This is a genomic window from Paenibacillus sp. 05T425 (assembly GCF_056396205.1).
Genome location: NZ_JBFTLA010000002.1, coordinates 462,270 through 481,628, shown reverse-complemented (window position 1 = coordinate 481,628; position 19,359 = coordinate 462,270). Strand labels below are relative to the sequence as shown.

Annotated in this window: 14 protein-coding genes and 1 riboswitch; of the genes, 6 read left to right on the top strand and 8 right to left on the bottom strand. The window is 51.1% G+C overall.

The features are described from left to right. Nucleotides 1–60 precede the first annotated feature (60 nt). Complete coding sequence (locus AC1DF0_RS05930; RefSeq protein WP_442050103.1) at nucleotides 61–1,020, bottom strand: nucleoside hydrolase; 960 nt, start codon at nucleotides 1,018–1,020, stop codon at nucleotides 61–63. Nucleotides 1,021–1,091: 71 nt separating this feature from the next. Here AC1DF0_RS05930 and AC1DF0_RS05925 point away from each other — a divergent pair, with 71 nt between their 5' ends. Beyond that, nucleotides 1,092–1,247 carry a DUF1540 domain-containing protein gene (locus tag AC1DF0_RS05925; protein ID WP_169084362.1) on the top strand — a complete coding sequence of 52 codons (156 nt, stop codon included), beginning with the start codon at nucleotides 1,092–1,094 and terminating at the stop codon, nucleotides 1,245–1,247. A gap of 120 nt (nucleotides 1,248–1,367) precedes the next feature. Here the strand turns inward: AC1DF0_RS05925 and AC1DF0_RS05920 are convergent, their stop codons facing one another. Next, complete coding sequence (locus AC1DF0_RS05920; RefSeq protein ID WP_442050104.1) at nucleotides 1,368–2,177, bottom strand: M15 family metallopeptidase; 810 nt, start codon at nucleotides 2,175–2,177, stop codon at nucleotides 1,368–1,370. Between the two features lie 340 nt (nucleotides 2,178–2,517). Between AC1DF0_RS05920 and AC1DF0_RS05915 the strand changes: the two genes are divergently transcribed. Then, nucleotides 2,518–4,383, top strand: coding sequence for an LTA synthase family protein (locus tag AC1DF0_RS05915; RefSeq protein WP_477573353.1), 1,866 nt, complete (start codon nucleotides 2,518–2,520; stop codon nucleotides 4,381–4,383). Nucleotides 4,384–4,891: 508 nt separating this feature from the next. On the opposite strand, the gene bcp is transcribed toward AC1DF0_RS05915, so the two are convergent. The 4 genes from bcp to AC1DF0_RS05895 all read right to left on the bottom strand — a co-directional run bounded on the left by bcp (nucleotide 4,892) and on the right by AC1DF0_RS05895 (nucleotide 8,630). Then, a complete protein-coding gene (gene bcp, locus AC1DF0_RS05910) occupies nucleotides 4,892–5,365 on the bottom strand; it encodes a thioredoxin-dependent thiol peroxidase (RefSeq protein WP_477573352.1) in 474 nt (157 codons plus the stop codon). A 32-nt stretch (nucleotides 5,366–5,397) separates the two neighbouring features. After that, entirely contained in the window at nucleotides 5,398–6,078 is a 681-nt protein-coding gene (locus AC1DF0_RS05905) for a VOC family protein (protein WP_477573351.1), read from the bottom strand. Continuing rightward, nucleotides 6,068–7,165: an asparaginase gene (locus tag AC1DF0_RS05900; RefSeq protein WP_442050108.1), complete on the bottom strand. Its 1,098-nt coding sequence runs from the start codon at nucleotides 7,163–7,165 to the stop codon at nucleotides 6,068–6,070. Before AC1DF0_RS05900 ends, AC1DF0_RS05905 begins: the two co-directional genes overlap by 11 nt. Before the next feature lie 133 nt (nucleotides 7,166–7,298). Next, nucleotides 7,299–8,630: an ABC transporter substrate-binding protein gene (locus AC1DF0_RS05895; protein WP_442050109.1), complete on the bottom strand. Its 1,332-nt coding sequence runs from the start codon at nucleotides 8,628–8,630 to the stop codon at nucleotides 7,299–7,301. A 603-nt stretch (nucleotides 8,631–9,233) separates the two neighbouring features. On the opposite strand from AC1DF0_RS05895, the gene AC1DF0_RS05890 reads away from it, so the two are divergent. Further along, nucleotides 9,234–9,782 carry a PadR family transcriptional regulator gene (locus AC1DF0_RS05890; RefSeq protein WP_442050110.1) on the top strand — a complete coding sequence of 183 codons (549 nt, stop codon included), beginning with the start codon at nucleotides 9,234–9,236 and terminating at the stop codon, nucleotides 9,780–9,782. 7 nt (nucleotides 9,783–9,789) lie between these two features. After that, nucleotides 9,790–11,646 (top strand): ABC transporter ATP-binding protein, encoded by a 1,857-nt coding sequence (locus AC1DF0_RS05885; RefSeq protein ID WP_477573350.1) that lies wholly within the window; start codon nucleotides 9,790–9,792, stop codon nucleotides 11,644–11,646. Nucleotides 11,647–11,821: 175 nt separating this feature from the next. Here the strand turns inward: AC1DF0_RS05885 and AC1DF0_RS05880 are convergent, their stop codons facing one another. Together AC1DF0_RS05880 and AC1DF0_RS05875 are read right to left on the bottom strand one after the other, a co-directional pair. After that, nucleotides 11,822–15,019 (bottom strand): MMPL family transporter, encoded by a 3,198-nt coding sequence (locus AC1DF0_RS05880; RefSeq protein ID WP_442050112.1) that lies wholly within the window; start codon nucleotides 15,017–15,019, stop codon nucleotides 11,822–11,824. A 39-nt stretch (nucleotides 15,020–15,058) separates the two neighbouring features. Continuing rightward, complete coding sequence (locus AC1DF0_RS05875) at nucleotides 15,059–15,502, bottom strand: MarR family winged helix-turn-helix transcriptional regulator (RefSeq protein ID WP_442050113.1); 444 nt, start codon at nucleotides 15,500–15,502, stop codon at nucleotides 15,059–15,061. A gap of 254 nt (nucleotides 15,503–15,756) precedes the next feature. Between AC1DF0_RS05875 and AC1DF0_RS05870 the strand changes: the two genes are divergently transcribed. Continuing rightward, nucleotides 15,757–16,320, top strand: coding sequence for an FAD-dependent oxidoreductase (locus AC1DF0_RS05870; protein WP_442050114.1), 564 nt, complete (start codon nucleotides 15,757–15,759; stop codon nucleotides 16,318–16,320). A 210-nt stretch (nucleotides 16,321–16,530) separates the two neighbouring features. Continuing rightward, a riboswitch (cyclic di-GMP riboswitch) is annotated at nucleotides 16,531–16,617 on the top strand. Between the two features lie 97 nt (nucleotides 16,618–16,714). Then, complete coding sequence (locus AC1DF0_RS05865; protein WP_477573349.1) at nucleotides 16,715–19,339, top strand: putative bifunctional diguanylate cyclase/phosphodiesterase; 2,625 nt, start codon at nucleotides 16,715–16,717, stop codon at nucleotides 19,337–19,339. The last annotated feature ends 20 nt before the right edge of the window (nucleotides 19,340–19,359 follow it).

The window sequence follows — 19,359 nt, the reverse complement described above, 5'->3', positions numbered from 1 at the left end:
CGCCAATGCATTGAGATGCTGAGCATCTCTCCTGCCTTGGCGGTTTTATTCATGTTCTAACTATATGTTGCTTACCGCACTGGCCGCAAGCGATGTAATGTAGTCGAAGAAGCGGTCCGGATCAACGTCGTAGACGAGGCTGACCGGCCTGCCTCCTTCCTTCTCGATCGTACGGCCTTGGCTAGGTCCTTCATCAATAACCGCGCTATGAACGGTCTTCACCTTAACAAGATCCGGGTTGCCGAGGGCAGCCGTCGTCAGCACATCCCACAAATAATACGTGGAGTTTGTCTCCATATACGTAAGCGGCGGACATACAGCATAACATTGCCCAACGAAATCAACACCCTCATGCTTGCGCAGCGAAGCCCAGCGGTTGCGCACCGCTACCGTTAGCGGCACTTTAATCGTACTTTCGAGTGCAACGAGCGTAATGGCAAGACTGCTTGCCCAGACCCTGGCTGCCGCCTCCGGATCCCAATAAGCGTTCCACTCAGCCGTTCCGTCATGCTCCGGCTCCAGCACATTGCCCTTCTCATTAAATGTTCCACCCATCCATACGAGACGCTCAATCTTGTCCTCAATGTCCGGCGCATCGTCCAGCGCTCTGGCCAGATCAGTGAGCGGACCCGTGAATAGCAGCGTCACCTTCTCCTCCGACTCGCGCAGCTTCTGAATCATATGCTTATGGGCAGGCAGATCGGATACGGCCGTCACCATCGTTCCCGATTCGTTCAAGATCGGCAGCGCATCTACATAGAACGTATGCATCCGCCATTCCGCAGGAAACGGATTAACGCCGCGTGAATTCGACCGAGCAACCTCGATAGCATCGCTGTCAGCGGCGCTTCCGAAGCGGTCGATGATTTTGCGGCTGGCCTTCACACCCGGTTCCAAGTAGCCGTCTGCAGGAATAACGGAAACACCCGTCAGTTCAACATTTTTCATCTGAAGCAGCAGAAACAGCGATACAAGATCGTCAACCCCTGCATCATGATTAAAATATAACTTCATATCCATCGCTCCTGTCTATTCTCAAGTATAAAACGATATATCGTTTGTCCATCCTAGTGGTGAGGAGGTGAATGTCAATGGCTAAGGATGTATTATGTGAAGTCAACTCCTGCAAGTATTGGGCAGCGGGTAATCATTGCGCCGCATCATCGATTTATGTCGTCAGCAACCGCGGCAAACAAGCGAGCAATTCCGAAGAAACCGACTGCAAAACGTTCGAACCAAAGATTTAATCGTACGAAGACGTCTTACATTGACAATGAGAAAGCGACGCAAGGCGACTGCCCGCGATCGGCTGTCCTAACCTTCTGGATCCGATTGGCTCTGTCTTCCTTGCGCCGCTGCTATTACGCCTATTTGCTAACCGGTATAACGCCGTAATGCTCCTCAAGCGTATCCCCGCTTTGCACAAGCTCTTGCGCCAATTCTTTGCCTACATAACGCAGATGCCATGGCTCGTATTGATAAGTCGTAATGTCATCCTTGCCTTGCGGGTAACGCACGATGAATCCGTAATCCGCCGCATGCTCGTCAAGCCATGCCGACTCCGGCATATCGCCGAAGCAGTCTTCTACCGCGCAGCTGCCATCGCTGGCCGTTACATCGATAGCCAGTCCCGTCTCATGCTCGCTTGTGCCCGGCACAGCACTGTATGTTTTAGCTTTCTCGAGGCCGTCTTTCTTCACATAGCGGTCAAAAAGCGACGTTTGCGTCGCATGCGAACGATAAGCAGATACGCCCGCAAGCGGCATGCCGTCCGCGTCTGCCGCCGCAAACAGTTGTTCAAGGGCGGTTGCAGCTTCTTGGCGCATCTTTCGCTTCTCGATTTTTTCATTAAATACGAATCGCACATCGGGATATACCAAGTCCGTTGGATTGTAATCCTCAGGCAGCATATTGACTGGATTAACCAGTGCCGTTACGCTATCCGGCTCTGCAACGACGACCATTTCTTCCTGCGTCCTTACAGGATCTTGGGCTTGAACGTCAGGCGTGTCGCTTGGCTGCACCACGGTTTCTCCGGGATCGGCTTCGGCTTGTCCATCGCTAGCGAATATATTGCCCCACATCGTCTCCAGCGTTCCTGTCTTCACGAAGGAATAACCGATTGTGATGAGAAGGCATAATAATAAGATGAATCCTATTCTTCTTCGTCTTTTCATATTGCACCTCTTGCATTTATTTTTTTCCTAATAATTCTAATTCATTCATGGTATATGCTGAATACTTATTGTATAACAAAGTTATAGACTAGTGTAACCCGCCAAAAGTTACACTCCATTCGTTAGGATTAAATGAAAATAATGAGAACATCAATAATTCCGAAAATGATAATGATGTCAGTAAATTTTGTCTTGGACAATGAGGGGTCATTTGCCTTTGACATTGCGTGCTGAAAAAGAGCATAATGGTTGTAAATGAGTCGTAAACATTTATATTACTTGAAGCTTGCTGGCTACTCCGAGAGATAGCCTGTTTTTGCTGTGAAAGGTAGGCGATTATGTGTCATCTATAGCACCGAAACGTATCCTGAGCACTCGTCCCATCCTATTTTTCTCGTTTATTCTGCTTCTCAAAAGCTACTTAACTTGGATGGTTGTTTTTGAGGGTGGCGTATCGTGGACGACAATACTCAAGGAAGTTCCGTTCGTTCTCATCGTATTCTGCTTGATCGAATGGTTCGCATCGAAGCGGAAGCTTGTTTATTATTTGATTGCCAATCTAGTAATGACGCTTATACTATTCGCCGTTCTTATGTATTACAAGTATTATGGCGTCATCGTCACATACTTTGCTTTGGCCCAGGTCAATCAGGTTACCGCCGTCAAAAACAGCGTGTTCTCGCTGATGGACCCGTATTATTTGTTTATTTTCACCGACATCATCATTATGGCCGTTCTCCTGTTCGCCCGCAAAAAAGCGATCAACTGGAAGAAGGAAAGCTCGAAGAAGGAAAACAAACGTCTCGTTGTCGCTTTGTTTACGATTTCGATCGGCTTGTGCTTATTCAATATCCTGCCTAACCGTGCCAGCATGAATGAAATCGTGAAGGCCGAGCAGATGGGCATTCTCAACTATGAAGCGTACATGATCTTCTCGAACAAGGATCTCGAGTATGTCGACCCGAATCAAATTACGCAGCCCAAAATCGATTCGCTTAAAAACGCTCAACCGCCAATTGAGCCTATACTTTATAAATCGGCCGAAGGCAAAAATCTGATAATAGTTCAGATGGAATCTTTCCAAAACTTTCTCGTCAACCTGACGATCGACGGAAAAGAAATTACGCCGAACTTCAACAAGCTCGTGAATGAGAATTATTATTTCAAACATTTTTACCAGCAGGTTGGACAAGGTAACACATCCGACGCAGAGTTCGTCGTCAACTCGTCGCTGTATATACCGCCGCGCGGCGCAGCAACGCAGATGTATGCCGACAAAGAGCTTCCAAGCTTGCCGAAGCTGCTGAAATCAAACGGCTATGATACGACTACTTTCCACACGAACGTCGTAGAGTTCTGGAATCGCGGCGAGCTTTATAAGGCACTTGGATTCGACCGTTATTACGATCAGAAGTTTTTTGGACATGAAGATACGGTATTCTTCGGTCCTTCCGATGAAATGCTGTACGCGAAGACTGCAGCAGAGCTGGAGCGCATGAGCGAAAGCGGCAAGCCTTTCTACTCGCATGTTATCTCGATGACATCGCATCACCCGTTCTCGATACCGGAAGACAAGTATCAAATGGAGCTTCCAGAACGCTATGAAGGCACGTTCGTAGGCGACTACATTCGCGGTCAGAACTATGCCGATTATGCGCTTGGACTTTTCATTCAAGACTTGAAGGATCGCGGCATATGGGATAATAGCTTGATCGTCATGTACGGCGACCATCTCGGCCTTCCGATCTACTCGCTGGATCGCGATGACAAAGAGCTTATGGCTGAAATTTACGGACGTGAATACGGTTATACCGATATGATTAACATCCCGCTCGTAATCATTAACCCTAGCGCTCCTGAAGCGAAAGTGTATGACCAATTGGGCGGTCAGATTGACGTATTGCCAACCGTGGCGAACTTGCTTGGCGTATCGCTCGACAACCAAATTCACTTCGGTCAGGACTTGTTCAATCAAACGTACAATGTGCTTCCGCAACGTTATTATTTGCCGAGCGGCTCATTCTTAAGCAGCCAAGAGCTGTTTATGTCTGGCAGCGGCTATGACGACGGCAAACATCTACCTCTCGCTGGCGACGGCGTGAACGAGCAGGAAGCAACGGAAGACGAGTACCAGCGTGCGCTGGAGCTTCTCAAGCTGTCCGACAGCTACGTGAACTCGTTGCCGAGCTGGAAGACAGACAAGTAAGTAACCGATAGCCAGCTAAGCTGATAGTTGAATATGCAGGTGAAGAACACCGCCTATCMTTTGGACGAATGTCCTTGGGATAGCGGTGTTTTTTGATCTTATCTTATCCTATTTGCTCTGCATCGCCGCCCGCGCCCAGCACAATCGTCGCTCTCACCAACCATAAGCTGTGTTTCGCATCTTATCCCATACCAGTAACCTAAGTTTGTACGAATAGGATGCATTCCTAATCCTATTTGCTCTGCTTCGCCGCCCGCACCCATCATAATCGTCGCTCTCACCAACCATAAGCTGTGTTTCGCATCTTATCTCATACAAGTAACCTTAGTTTGTACGAATAGGATGCATTCCTAATCCTATTTGCTCTGCAACGCCGCCCGCGCAGCGGATGAGACTGCTGTGGATAGCGCAATGCTTCATGCGACGCTTATGCCGGACGTTAGCTGCGGCAACAGAAAAGGGCCCGCTAAGCGCTCATATACGCTTAGCGGGCCCTTTCCTTGATCCGTTACAAGCTCTTAGCCGCCTCGAGCACTTCGGCTGCGTGGCCTTCCACGTTCACGCTGCGCCATACCTTGGCGATCTTGCCTTGCTCATCCAGCAGGAAAGTCGAGCGCTCAATGCCCATGAACTCTTTGCCTTCCCAGCTGCGAAGCTTCCATACACCGAACAGCTCCGACACGGTATGCTCCGTATCCGACAGCAGCAGGAACGGCAGCTCATGCTTCTCGATGAATTGCTCATGCGACATCAGATCGTCTGGGCTAATGCCGATAACAGCCGTATTATGCTCAGCGAACTGTCCGTTGAAGTCGCGGAAGTCGCAGGATTCGGTCGTACAGCCCGGCGTCATATCCTTCGGATAAAAATAAATAACAAGCTTCTTGCCTGCATAATCAACGAGTGCAGCTTCCTTGCCGTTAGATGCCTGCAGTTTAAAATTAGGCACCTGATCTCCTACCTGCAAAACCGTTTGTCCCATCGCATATTCTCCTCTACTCTACTTATTATTAATTAATTTTGCTCGATGACGAGCTGTTGGCCGCTCTCATATAAATGCAACTCACCGAGCCCTCGTATGTCAGCACGTATAGGGAAGCTCTCTGCCGTCTTATTCGTGAAGTGCCACCTGCCCCCTACCGTTCGAATAATGAACAGACCTTCATCATCGCCGATCGGATTGAAGCTGTCATCTCTTATCTTATACGTCGGTATGCCAAGTGCCTCGAGTGCATCCACTGCTGACCGCACATGGTGTGCCGGCAAACCAATTTCGCTAATGTTCAGCACATCCTGCTTCGCATCGAATGGGCGGTCCACCTCGTTATCCATCGTATGGCGCGCAATCAACTCCAATATATTACCCGCTGGATCGGCAAAATAGACCGAATGCGAATTCCACAAAGCACTATAAGAGACATCCTCACCTGCCTCAACGCCTAGCTGCACATGCCGGCTGATCCAACCCTTCGCTTCATCCAGCTTATTCGATGGAATATTGAACGCGAAATGGTAATAAGGATCGTTCTCTGCGCTCTCCACGGATACGAACGTCAATCGGGAGTTGCCCGCCTGAAACGTAACACGCCCGCTCAAGCCTTCGTCTACAATCGGAAACTGCAGAGTTTCGTTGTAAAAGGATATAAGCCGATCCAACGGCTCAGCTGTTAGGAACTCCGCTCTGTCAATGAACATCGCATGCTTCATTCCTCTCGTAAAAGATAGACGCGCCCGTTACGAACGACTTAACGCTTTCGCGAGCATCGTCACCCGATCCGCCATATAAGCCCCATCCCAGCATGAGTTTCGTAAGCGCCGCTTCTACCGATAGCTTCTCGATCACAATCGCACCCGCCTCAATCAGCTTCAGCGACGAGGAATACATAGAATCCGAGCTGTCCTTAACCGGACAAAGGTAGACGTCAATCTGCTGTGTCTGGCAAGCTTCAATAAATCGAGTTAGGGAATACGGTTCTTCATCTACCGCGCAAGCCGTTCCCGAATGATGAAGATCATGCAGAATCGCCTTCGGCCGCCGCTCGTCACCCTCGCCAAACCGATAATAGCTATAATTCAATCCCGGATAGGGCTTCACGTATACGATGCTTGAATCTATAGCAAGCGATTCACTTTGCCATTCCGCCAAGCCGGTATCCTTCCGGCCGCGAAGCTGCTCCGGTGTCGGATTATGGTCATGCGCAAGCCGTACAAACTTACGATTGACCATTTTGCCGTAAGGCAGGTCATACGGACAACGAAACTGATCGGTGAACGATTCGCATTGCGTAATCCGAGTACCGAGATAGACAATGGGCTCGGCCTTGTCGTTCGCATAGACGACAAAAACGCCCGGCAGCTCGCCATCCAATATGTAATCTATCGAGTGGCTAAAGTTGCCGAGGCCGTTGCTCCGCTCGTCTTCTAAAGGATAATTGCTCGCCGTAAATACGAGCGGAATCGTAATATCAGCGAACAAGTAGCTGAACATCGCCGCTGAATATGCGAGCGTATCGGAGCCATGTGTCACAATTATGCCCGCATAGGACCGCCAGTCCGCTTCCTTGAGCGCGGCGGCTAAAATGCCCCAATGATTCGGCGTCATATTTTCGCTCAAAATATTAAGAGGCTGAATCGTATCCAATACGACTTCTTCGCGCTTCAAGCCGCTAGCCTGATAAGCGTCAAGCAAAGCATACGAGCCTGACTCATTCACCTGAATCTCGCGGCCTGCGCTTCTGCTGCCAATGGTCCCGCCTGTAAACACAATTAATAAGCGCTTCATAGACTTTACTCTTCCTTTCACCTAATCGACTATCCCTCTTATCGTATCGGCGATGCAGGAGAAGGTCAAACTGCATATAGAGATAGTGTAAGCGAATGAAGCAACGTCCATTCATCGTTACGCTTGTATGTTCCTACTCAGGCGATCGTTCCCACATCTCGTCAAGCTTTTCCAACAGATGCTCTCCCGTCCAATCTCCACGCAAATACTTTCTTAGCATGTCCGGTCCATTTTGCGTGTAATCCCCATTTTGAGCAAAGCCGCCTAATGTTCTCGTTCCCGCATAGCGTACAGGATTGTTATTCATAAGAATATAAGGAGCGAACGCTCCAGTTTTGAAAAACTCCGAGTCGTCCACATTATTATAGATCGGTATAACGCCGGTATCTTTGGCAAACTTCATATGGTTGTCTGTCGACGATAAGAAGGTGATCAGCTCCCATGCCTCGTTCTTATGCCCGGACTTGGACGAAATTCCCCATCCCGCCCCGCCGACACTGTAATAAGACACCCCATCGGGACCAGCTGGAAGCGGAGCAGTAGCCCAGATGCCGTACGCAAGCTTCTCCTCAATAAGCGCGATCGCGTCTGAATCTTGAATCAGCATCGCCGTCATGCCGTTCGCGAACGCTTCTACCTGCTCGTTGAACCCCCAATTAATAGATTCAGGAGGCGATGTGTCGGCGTATATATTACGATACAGCTCTATAGCTTGGAGAGCTCCATCATCGGCAAATATAGACTTGCCGTCATGTCTGTACATCGGATCTCCCAGGTTCACATCGTCGCTGTTGTACGCCTGGATGATCTGATTCAACATTCGGGTAGCACCCGTTCCACCGCGGAAGGCATAGCCGAATTGGTTGCGCGGAGCGCTCGTAAGCTGCTTCCCGACAAAATACAACTGCTCCCACGTTTCAGGCACTTGAAGCGCCTTGGCTTCGAACAGATCTTTGCGATAATACAATTGCGACTGGTATAGACCGCTCGGAATGTAGTAAGGCGTACCGTCTAGACTGGTTGCAGCGGTACGAGCGTTCTCGCTTAACATGCTATATTGATCCCATTGCGCAACATAGGGCTGAAGGTTTTCAATAAGTCCCTCAGAGACAAGTGATTGCAAATTGCCGGTTCTCACTTCTACAATATCTATCCTTTGCTCCTCGCCAAGCAGCTTCATTATCGTCTTATCCGCCGTGGCGTAGTCGGTTGATACGAGTTCAACCTTAATGCTTGGATGCTGCCGTTCAAAAGCTTCAATAAGCGTCTGCAGCGATTTGGTTCGCACGTCATTAGGCAAGCTCTGTGCAATCCTAATCGTGATACGATCCGTCACACCAGGCGGACTGCTTTCTTGTCTGGTTATGTTCTCGTTATGAGAGGCGCATCCACTGAGCAAGATAAACACAAGTACGAGTAGTAGCAAAAGCTTATACCAGCCGCGCCTCCTCCACTTGTTATCCATTTCATACCCTCCCCGTAGCGCATTTCGTTGTGTCCTACCTTATTTATCGGTCGGCAACTCCCCATACAATACAGTTACGGCCTTGTTTCTTAGCGGAATATAATAAAATATCAGTTGCTTTCACGACATCGTCTGTCCATTCTCCCCGCCTTATAACGACGCCCAAGCTCCATATATACAAGACTGAGCAGCTGAATAATACGATTATGCGCCAAGTATCTGCTTTCGTATGATGAAAATAGTAAACGTATACAATTCCAGCAACTACTAAGAAGAACCATCTGGACAAGGAGAGGATTCTTTCAAGAAAATGGTCGTTTTTGAAGTTCATGCTTTCAGCACATCCAATGAGGATCATATGAGTAACCTTGGTCTTATTTTACCACAACGGGCTGTCTAGATCATCACAACGATGGCAGATTAACTTCCGTCCCAAGCTTTGCTTAAATATTTCCGATATTGTAAATAATAATAATAATCATTGTCAATGATGATAAGAGCCACACAATGACGAAGATGGAAAATGGCTATTGACTTCAATACGATATATCGTTAACTTAGTAATACGATATATCGTATTATACAAGCGAGGTGAGACCTACTATGCATCCACATAAAGAACCTGGCTCCGGCAAACGTTACTTCGGCCGCGGCGGCGTGAAGATTGCGCTGCTCAGACTGCTCGCCGAGGAGCCGATGCACGGCTATCAGATTATGAAGACGCTGGAGGAGCAATCCGGCGGTCTCTATATTCCTAGCGCAGGCAGCATCTACCCGACACTGCAAGCACTGGAGGAAAAAGGCTTCGTCTCGGTCAGAGAGGACGACGGCAGCAAAAAGGTTTACTCGATCACCGAACAAGGTCGATCCGCCCTCTCCCTGCTTCCCGAACGCCCCAAACGGGACGAAAACGGGAAACTGCCTCCCGAAGTGGAAGCCTATCGATTCGAGAAGATGAGACGCAAGCTTGGCCTATCGAACGAGTCCTTCGACCTGCTTCGTCTTGTGACGCGCGCCGAGCAAGAAGCTTCGGCAAGCAAGGAGCTCTCGTCCAAGCTTCAATCGCTGTTATCGCAGCAGCAGCAGCAGATCAATTCGTTGCTTGATGCATACGCACAGCAGGCGTCCGGCGCTATCGAGGAAACGGAGTGATGCGAGCATGAACCCGAATCCAGGTTTTATGGGCAATCGAATGCCGCCTTTACCGGCCAAGAAACCAGCTCGCGGCAGTATATGGAGCATGTACAAGCGAATGTTTCTCCATGTGCGAGCGCAATGGATGCTCATGGCAGCCGCCTTCATCTGCATCATTGCCGTATCGCTGCTTGAGTTCGCCATTCCGCGTCTTACGCAATGGACGATTGACGACATCATTCCAAGTCAGCGTTACGACAGCTTGATTTGGGTAGCGCTGGGCGTGCTAGGTACGGCGTTGCTGCTAGGGCTGTTCAATTATTTAAGCAGCTTATTAATGGCTTCCGTCGGCCAGCGCGCCGTATACGACATACGCGGCGAGCTGTATCGGCATATTCAGCGGCTTGATATCGGCTTCTTCGACCGCAACCGCACAGGCGATCTAATGTCGCGCGTCACGAACGATGTGAACATGCTTCAGCAGCTCGTCTCGTCGGGCATGATGTCGATCATAACCGACTGGTTCACCTTCATCGCCGTCGCTGCTTATATGATGTGGATCAACTGGCAGTTAACGCTCATCGTGCTCGCAACGTTTCCGCTTATGCTTCTTACGACGCAATTTTTCGGCAAGCGGATGCGAGCGGCCTTTAAGAAAGTGCAAGAGACGGTAGCCGAGGTAAGCAACCATCTGCAAGATACGTTATCATCCATTCGACTCATTAAATCTTTTTCCAACGAAGACTTCGAAGCTGAACGCTTTGCGCTGCGAAGCGAGAGCAATATGAAGGCGAATCTGCATGCCGTGAAGACGCGGGCTGTGTTCGAGCCGGTGATCGACATGCTCTTGTTCATTGGACTCGCTGCCGTATTGCTGTTCGGAGCACGCTTCACGATGGACGGAAGCATGACGATCGGCACCATCGTTGCCTTTATGGCATACCTTCGCCTGCTGCAAAATCCGATCCGCCGCTTCAGCCGCACCATTAATACGATTCAACAATCGGCTGCCGCTTACGAGCGAATCGTCGATATATTAGGCACGCAGCCGCAAATTGCCGATGCTCCGGATGCTATTACGCTGACCCATGTGCAAGGGCACGTCGTCTTCGACAACGTCAGCTTCGCCTATCACAATGATGTGCCGGTGCTGTCGAAATTTGAATTCGAGATTGCTCCGGGCAAGATTACCGCCATCGTCGGATCTTCCGGTGCCGGCAAGTCGACGATTACGCATTTGATGACGCGGTTCTATGACCCTCAGGAGGGTACGGTATCGCTCGACGGCATTTCGCTTAAGCAATTGAAGCTGGCGTCCTTGCGCTCGCATCTTGGCATCGTTTCGCAGGATATTGTGCTGCTGAACGGTACGATACGCGAGAACATCGTGTACGGGAAGCAAGGCGCGTCCGATGAAGAAATCGAGGCTGCCGCGCGGGCCGCAAGCGCGCATGAGTTCATTATGTCGTTCCCGCAAGGCTATGACTCCCAGATCGGAGAACGAGGGGTGAAGCTGTCCGGAGGACAGAAGCAGCGCATATCGATCGCCCGCGCCATACTGAAAAATCCAGCCATCATCATACTGGACGAGGCAACCTCCTCGCTCGATACGGAATCCGAGAAGTCGATTCAAGATGCTCTCGCGCACTTGCTCGAAGGCCGCACCTGCCTCGTCATCGCGCATCGGCTGTCAACGATTCAGCAGGCCGATACGATCTACGTGCTGGATAAAGGCGTTATCCTCGAATCCGGCACGCATGATGAGCTGCTTACGGCGCAAGGCAGGTACAAGCAGCTATATGAGCTGCAGTTCCCTCAGCAGGAGGCTGCCGCACCTGCCGCTGAACCACAGCTGGAGCTGCAACGAACGAAGAAACTTTAGTCGCATTATCAAGTCTCGCGGCAAAGACCTCATATTCCACCAATTTCAGCTGACTTGGGAGAAATAGAGAACCGATCTCTATCTCACATAAAGCCTCCACATAAACAACAAAAACCGTCCCAACAGCCTACTGGCTATTGGGACGGCCTCTTTCATTTATCAACAAACATCTGACTTACTTCGGGTCATGCGAGGCAATGCGAGCTCGCTGACCGTGCGAACCGATGGAAGCGCCGGAGTCGGCATCACGCTCGCGTCCCATGAACGGCCACCAGTTGGCTGGGCCGAACATGCGAACCATGACCGGTATGAACAACGGCAGCATAACCATCGCATACAAGAACAACCCGCACAGGACGATCGTTGCGATTTGCAGCAGCGACATGACTCCCGATGGAAGCATCGCCGCGAACGTGCCGCCGAGAATGACGGCTGCGGACATAATGACGGTACCCATATTTTTCATCGCTTCAAGGATCGCCTCGGAAGGCGACAGGTGGCGATATTCCTTGAATCGATCCATTAAGAAGATGCTGTAGTCGATGCCGAGCGCCACCAGCATGACGAAGCCGAAGAACGGCACGGCCCAGCTGACGCCCGAGTAACCAAGCAAACGTACGAATATAACTTCCGTAATCGCCATCGAAGTGTAGAACGTAACGAGCAGCGAGGCGATCATATAGAGCGGCATAATGATTGAACGGAACAGCACGATCAGAATGATCGCTATGCCGATCAGCATGAGCACAACCGTCTTCGAATAATCGGCCGACGATATATTGCTCAGATCGTGGTTCATGCTCGTCACGCCGCCGATTGCAATCTCGGCATCGCTATACGCCGTGCCTTGCAGAGCCCGTTCCACGGCTGCTTCCAGCGAAGGAACTTCAGCCATTGTATCTTGCTCGTAAGGATTCGTACGGAATACGACATCGAACTTAGCCGTATGGCGATCCTCGGACATATACACATTAAGTGCCGTTTGGAACTCTTCGTTCGCAATCGCTTCTTCGGGAATATACCAGCCCGTCATTTGTTTATTCGGCGAATCTGCCAAACCATTCAAGTAACCGCCAGCCGACTGCAGGCCATCCGTCACTTGCGTAAGTCCGCTGACACTATCGTCGAGTCCGCTCGTCAGCTCGCCGAGCTGATCACCAAGCGCCGCGAAGCCCGACTGCAGCTCCTTCTGCCCTTCTGACAGTTGACCAAGACCCTGCGTTACGCCCGGCAGCTTGGAAACGATCTGCCCCTGGCCTGCCGCTGCCTGCTCAATGCCCTTCTGCAGCTCGGCAATGCCGGCTGCCAATCGTTCAAGTCCGCCTGCAAGCGCGGATTGGCCTTGCGAGGCTTGCGTGAACCCAGCATTCGCCTGCTTCATGCCGGTATTGATTGCGCCAAGCTGCGCGTTCATCTGCGCAAGCTGGGCGTGAACGCCGGCAGCGCTTTGCTGCAGCTGGGCGAGCGCGCCAAGCGCCTCCTGGAATGCGGCATCTTCCGCCAGTCCAGGATAGTTGTCCGTCAGCCCGCTTAAGCCTTGCTGCACGCCGGCCAGCCCTTCCGCCAGCTTCGCCTGCTCAGCGGCGACTGCGCTATAAGCGCCGGTCAACTGATCCAGACCGCCGCCAAGCTGCTCATAGCTGCCCGCAAGCTCCGTGCTCGCAGCAGCCAATTGAACCGCGCTGGCATGCGCCTGCTCAAGCCCAGCGGTTAACTCCTTCGCTCCGGCCGAGCCGTCCAGCAGCCCTTGCTCGATCTTGCTCAGACCAGCGCCAAGCTGCTCGACGCCCGTCTTCAGCTCATTCGTGCCGGAGACGAGTTCTCCAGCACCGTCGACCGCTTCGGCCAGCTTCGGCGCATTCTCGTTCAGCGCGCTGCTCGCCTCGGACAAGCCGCTGCCGATCTTGCCGAGTCCTTCGCCGCTCTGTCCAAGTCCATCCTCGAGCGTACCGACCTGGTCGGCGACGAGGAATTGCTCCATCGCCTCGCCCATCGGCCGCGTGGCGCTGCGAACCGCCTTCACGCCTTCGGCCTTCGCCAGCTCGCGGCTCGCCTGCTCCAGCGCTGCCAGTCCCTCCGGCGTATCCAGCGGCTGATCGGTCTTCACGACGACCGTCGTTGGCAACGATTCGCCTGGTCCGAACCCTTCCGCAATAATATTGAATGCTTTAACGGAATCGTATTTGTCGCCGATCTCGTCAAGCGAATTGAATGAGATAGAGCCCTTATAAGCGGTGAGGAACGGTACAACAATAACCGCCAATATCACAAGCGCCCATACCGGCTTCTTCAGCGAGAAGCTGCCGACAGCGCCCCATAGCTTGCTCGGCTTATGCTCCAATGAGCCCTTCGCCGGCCAGAACAGCGCCTTGCCCAACACAGCCATAAAGAACGGGACGATGGTGAACAGCGCAATGAGCAGCACCGCTACGCCAACAGCGACCGCAACGGCCGAACGATACAGCATAAACGTCGAGAAGCCGATTGACGCGAAGCCGACCAGCACCGCAAGCCCGGAGAACAACACCGTTCTGCCTGCCGTGCGATACGTATGAACGATCGCTTCCGTAATGTCGCCGCGATGGGCTAGCTCTTCCTTGAATCGGCTGATCAACAGAATGCAATAGTCCGTGCCTATGCCGAACAAGACGGCAACGAGGAAAATTTGCGTAAAGTTCGATAGCGGAAAGTCGGCATACTTCACGAGGAATGCGACTATCGACTGTGAGGTGAGGTAAGTAAAGCCCACCGCCAGCAGCGGCACAATCGGCGCAACCGCCGAACGGAAGACGATGAACAAGATGATAAGTATGAATCCGACCGTAATAAGCTCCGTCTTCTTAAGCCCTTCCTGCGAGCTCTGCACAACATCCTCGGAGATAATCCAGTTGCCGGTATAATAATGCTCAATGCCGATATCGGACAGCGACTCATACAGACCGTCCTTCAGCTCGACCAGCTCCCGGTCGCCGGCCTCGACGCTCAAAAGCGTCAGAACGGTGCTGCCGTCCTCGGACACCATCTGCGGTTTCAGCTCAGGCGTATCGAAGTGGCTTGTAACCGACGTGACGCCGATGGCCTCGCCTTCAGCCTTCAGCTTATCAACGCCGCCCTTCACTTCGGCTAGGTCGCTTTCCGATAAGCCGCCTTCCTTATGGAAGACGAGCACGGTCGCCATGCCGCTTGCGCCATCGTCGCCTCCCACTTCCTTCACGAGCTCGCTAGCGATATGCGAGGAGTAACCTTCCGGCACGCCGATCTGTCCTTTGGTCCGTACAAGCTCCCCCATTGCCGGCGCGGTAATCATCAGCCCTGCTGCCACCGCAATCCATAATACAAGCACTAACCACTTCAGCTTCAGTATGACTCTCATTCTCTCTCTGCTCTCCCTTCACGATTACGCTTCATAGCCTTATTGTGGTTTGCCTAGTTCATGAGCGAGCTTCTCGAACGTCTGAATGAACGTGATCGCTTCCTGCTCGTCGAACGGGCTGATATACTTTAGCAGCAGCTCATACATCTTTACATCCATCTCGTCAAAAAGCTGCTTTCCCTCCTTTGTCAGCGCTAAATACGTGACGCGCCGATCCTTCTCATCAGGCAGACGATAAATCAGATTCTTGTCGAAAAGGCGATTAATAATGGCCGTAATCGAGCTTTTGCCCACGCAGAAAATATCAGCCAGCTCCGAGGACGTGCTCCGCCCCTGGCTATGCAAATATCGCAGCGTCGAGAACTGGTCGATCGTCAGCTCTTCCGGCATCAGCTCGCGTATCAAAGCGTTTAATCGGCGGTTAACCAAGAAGTGGGCAGCCTCGTAGCGATGTATAATTTCTTTGGATAGTTTGAGATCCATTCCCGCATCAGATCCTCCTTCTCTGTCGTAATGGTCCGAACACTAATGACTTCAATGACTCGGACAAACTAATTCTACTGTAGAACTATTCGATAATCGAACTATATCAAAGACGCGGTTCGAATGCAACGCGTCAATAATGAACATATCGTGAACGGGCTAGAATTGTCCGATTGATTTTTGCCGCGGAACATTTATATAATATTGGCGAAAACGAAAGAGGAACGAAATAAATACATTTGGAGGTTGGACGCGTGTACGATATTGCAATTATCGGAGCTGGACCCGCAGGAGCAAGCGCAGCGATCTTTAGCGCGAAGGCAGGCAAAAAGACAGTCATGTTCGAAAATAACAAAGGGATGACGAAACGCGCATGGTTCGAGAACCATTACGGCGTTGTCGAAATCGGCGGTCCCGATCTCATCGAGACAGGCAAGAAGCAGGCGCTCAAATTCGGCACCGAGATTAAGGAGGAAACCGTTCAGAACATTACTGTCATCGAAGGCGGCTTCATGATTGAATCCGATGGCGGAGCTTACGAGGCAAAGCATGTCCTGCTCGCTACCGGAGCCGCAACTGACCTTGCCGAGCATATCGGCGTTCAGACAAAAGCGGGTACTGAGCCGCGCATCAAGACGGTAGTCGCTGTCGATCCAAGCGGCAAAACGAACATTCCCGGAATCTGGGCCGCTGGAACGGTAGCAGGCGTAAGCGTTCATGCGATCATTACGGCCGGCGACGGCGCCAAAGCTGCTATCAACATCATTAGCGAAATGAATGGCGAGCGTTATGTCGATCACGACGTACTGAAAGCTTAGTTTTCAAGTTTGCGCAAGGTGAAAAGGCTGTCGCTACGCACGAACCGTTAGCTGCGTCTTTGCGCAGCTCGGTTCTGTGCCATCCTTGGTGGCGAGGCGCGTTTCATTCCGGTGAAGTATAGGCATGAGGTAAAGTGTGAAACTATATTCCTATACTTCAAAAAAAGAAGGAATTTAGAATAAATTGTCGAATATTAGGTGAAAAGCCGAATAGGCAAAGGGCAAACTATGCGAAAGCATAGGACGCAAAGCTACGGGTCTACAGCGTAATGACGCCATGATCGCCGGGTTACCCTAATGATTCGTGACCGCAGGAGGGTGCCGTTTGGCATCCTTTTTTTATTGTCAAATCCAACCGTAATCGTTCCATTGACATATTACCAGGAGGCCCGAATTGAGTACTGTACAGCAACCGAAGCGTAATCGATGGATCATCGCCCTGTCCTTTCTACTATGCACGCTGCTCGCTTTAATCAGCGAGAGACTTGGCTATCCCTTTCTATATGGCATAACATTCACCTTTACAAGCGTATTCCTGTTAGTCGGACTTCGCTTGTTCGGGTTCTGGCCCGGATTGCTGGCCGCCGCAGTCGTGCATACGATTGGGACTCAGCTTATGGATCAATCTCTATTCCATAACATCGGACTGCTGGAAATTGCCATTGTCGGTCTGCTCGTTCGCAAGTTCCCGAGTCATCTGTTCGTCTGCGACGCTGCCTTTTGGCTGCTTATCGCTGCCCCACTAACGTATATTACGCATGTTGGTCAATATAACGCTATGGGGACCGATCTGATGCTCGTTACGTCGATTGTGGCGATCAACGGACTGCTGAACGCGCTGTGTGCCGATATTGCCCTGCAATATTTGCCGCTCTCAAAGTGGTCCGGCATCGCTCGCAATTGGCGCAGATCCAGCTCCCTCAACCGCGTCATGTTTCATTTCTCGATCGTGTGCGTTATACTGCCGTTTCTATTGAATATTTACATTAGCAGCACGGGCTCCTTCAAGGAAGCCAGCCGCCACGCCGAGCAGCTTTCCAGCAACGTAGCTTCGATGATCGGAAGAGAATATATGGAGAGCAGGATTCGATATGACGACAATAAGTCCGAGGCCACGCTTGCATACCTGCAATCGCTGATTGCCAAGCATTCGTCCGCTCTATACACCATTACCATTACAGATGGAAGCGGCACTGTCATCCCTTGGAACGGCAGCATCCGTAATGACACCTCAAGCTACCGGATTAACAAAGCGCTAAGCAACAACCTTCAATTGCTTATTCCTGTACTTAAAGAGCATCCGCTCCATATCTCGACTTGGCATGAAGGCAAGTTCCGTTACGCCTCGCCCATCCATGATACGGGCCTCATGATCCATATCGATATTCCTTTACATAACTATCAATACTATCTTTTTAATAAATACATCACGCATTTCATTTATTTGATTACACTCGCCTTATTCGCCGCACTTGTTGCGTTCTTCATTAACCGCTGGCTAGGCAGAAGCTTGAAGCGACTAGCCGAAGCGACGAACAATCTGCCGAGCCGCCTAAAGCAGGAAGACCTGATCGAATGGCCGTCCAGCAATATTTTCGAGATCCATGCCTTAATTAGCAACTTCAAGCAAATGGCGGTCAATCTCGTCCACATGTTCGGTGAGACGCAGAAAAACAGCGAGCGCCTGCAAGCTCAAGCGTATATGCTTGGGCAATCGGAGGAGAAACTTCATCGCCTCGCTTATTACGACATGCTGACAGGTTTGCCGAATCGGCTTCACTTTACGAAGCATATTCAAGACATGATTACGATACATGCCGGTAATGAGCATAAGATTGCTGTTATGTTCGCCGATATTAATCGCTTCAAGCAAGTAAACGATACGCTTGGCCATGCAACCGGCGATAGACTCCTGAAGCAGGCTGCCAGCCGCTTCGCAGAGACTGCAACGAGCTTCGATGTATTCCGTCTCGGTGGCGATGAATTCGTCTTCGCCGGCTCATATACCGACGTTGCGGAGGTGCACGACATGGCGGAACAGATCGGCGAAGCATTCTCCAAGCCTTTCGATATCGACGGCATGCCGCTTTACTTAACAATCAGCATTGGCATTAGTCTATATCCGCTCGACGGTGAAGATATCGACACCGTTATTAGCAACGCGGATATCGCCATGTACAGCGCCAAGGAAGAGGGCGACGGCTGCTACCGCTTCTACAAGCCGAAGCTGGCCTCGGTCATGACAGAGAAGATGCACTTGGAGAACGGACTCTACAATGCGCTGCAAACGAACCAATTCTCCTTACACTATCAGCCGAAAATGAGCGCCTCGACAGGGAAGTTATGCGGCATAGAAGCGCTTATCCGCTGGCAGCATCCCGAGCTGGGCCTTATTCCGCCAGATAAGTTCATTCCGCTTGCCGAGCAGGCGGGCTTCATATTAGAAATTGACCGATGGGTGTTCCGCGAGGCTTGCCGCCAGAACAAAGCGTGGCAGGATGCGGGATTACCTCCGATATGCGTATCGGTTAACATCTCGGGCAGACATTTTTTCCAAGGAAACTTAATCGAAATGATCGTATCCGCGTTAGAAGATACGCAATTATCGCCGGAATACGTCAGCATTGAAATTACGGAGGGCGTCTTCATGCGCAATATGGAGCAAGTCATTGAAACGATCCAGTATTTGCGCAAGCTCGGCATCTTAATCTCGATGGACGACTTCGGCACCGGCTACTCAACGCTTAATCAGCTGCAAAGGCTGCCGATCTCCGATGTGAAGCTTGACCGCTCGTTCATTCAAGGCATTACGACCGACGAGAAGAAGTCCTCGATCGTTCGGGCTATTATCGAGCTTGTGCACAGTATGGATATGAGGGTCGTGGCAGAAGGTGTTGAAACCGATGACGAGTCGCAATTTTGCAAGGAGCTGAAGTGCGATGAACTGCAAGGCTACTTATTCAGCAAGCCGCTTCCGGCCCATCAGTTCGAAGCGCTGCTGGCCGGCAGTGCAGCATAAAGCACTGCATAAACAACGAA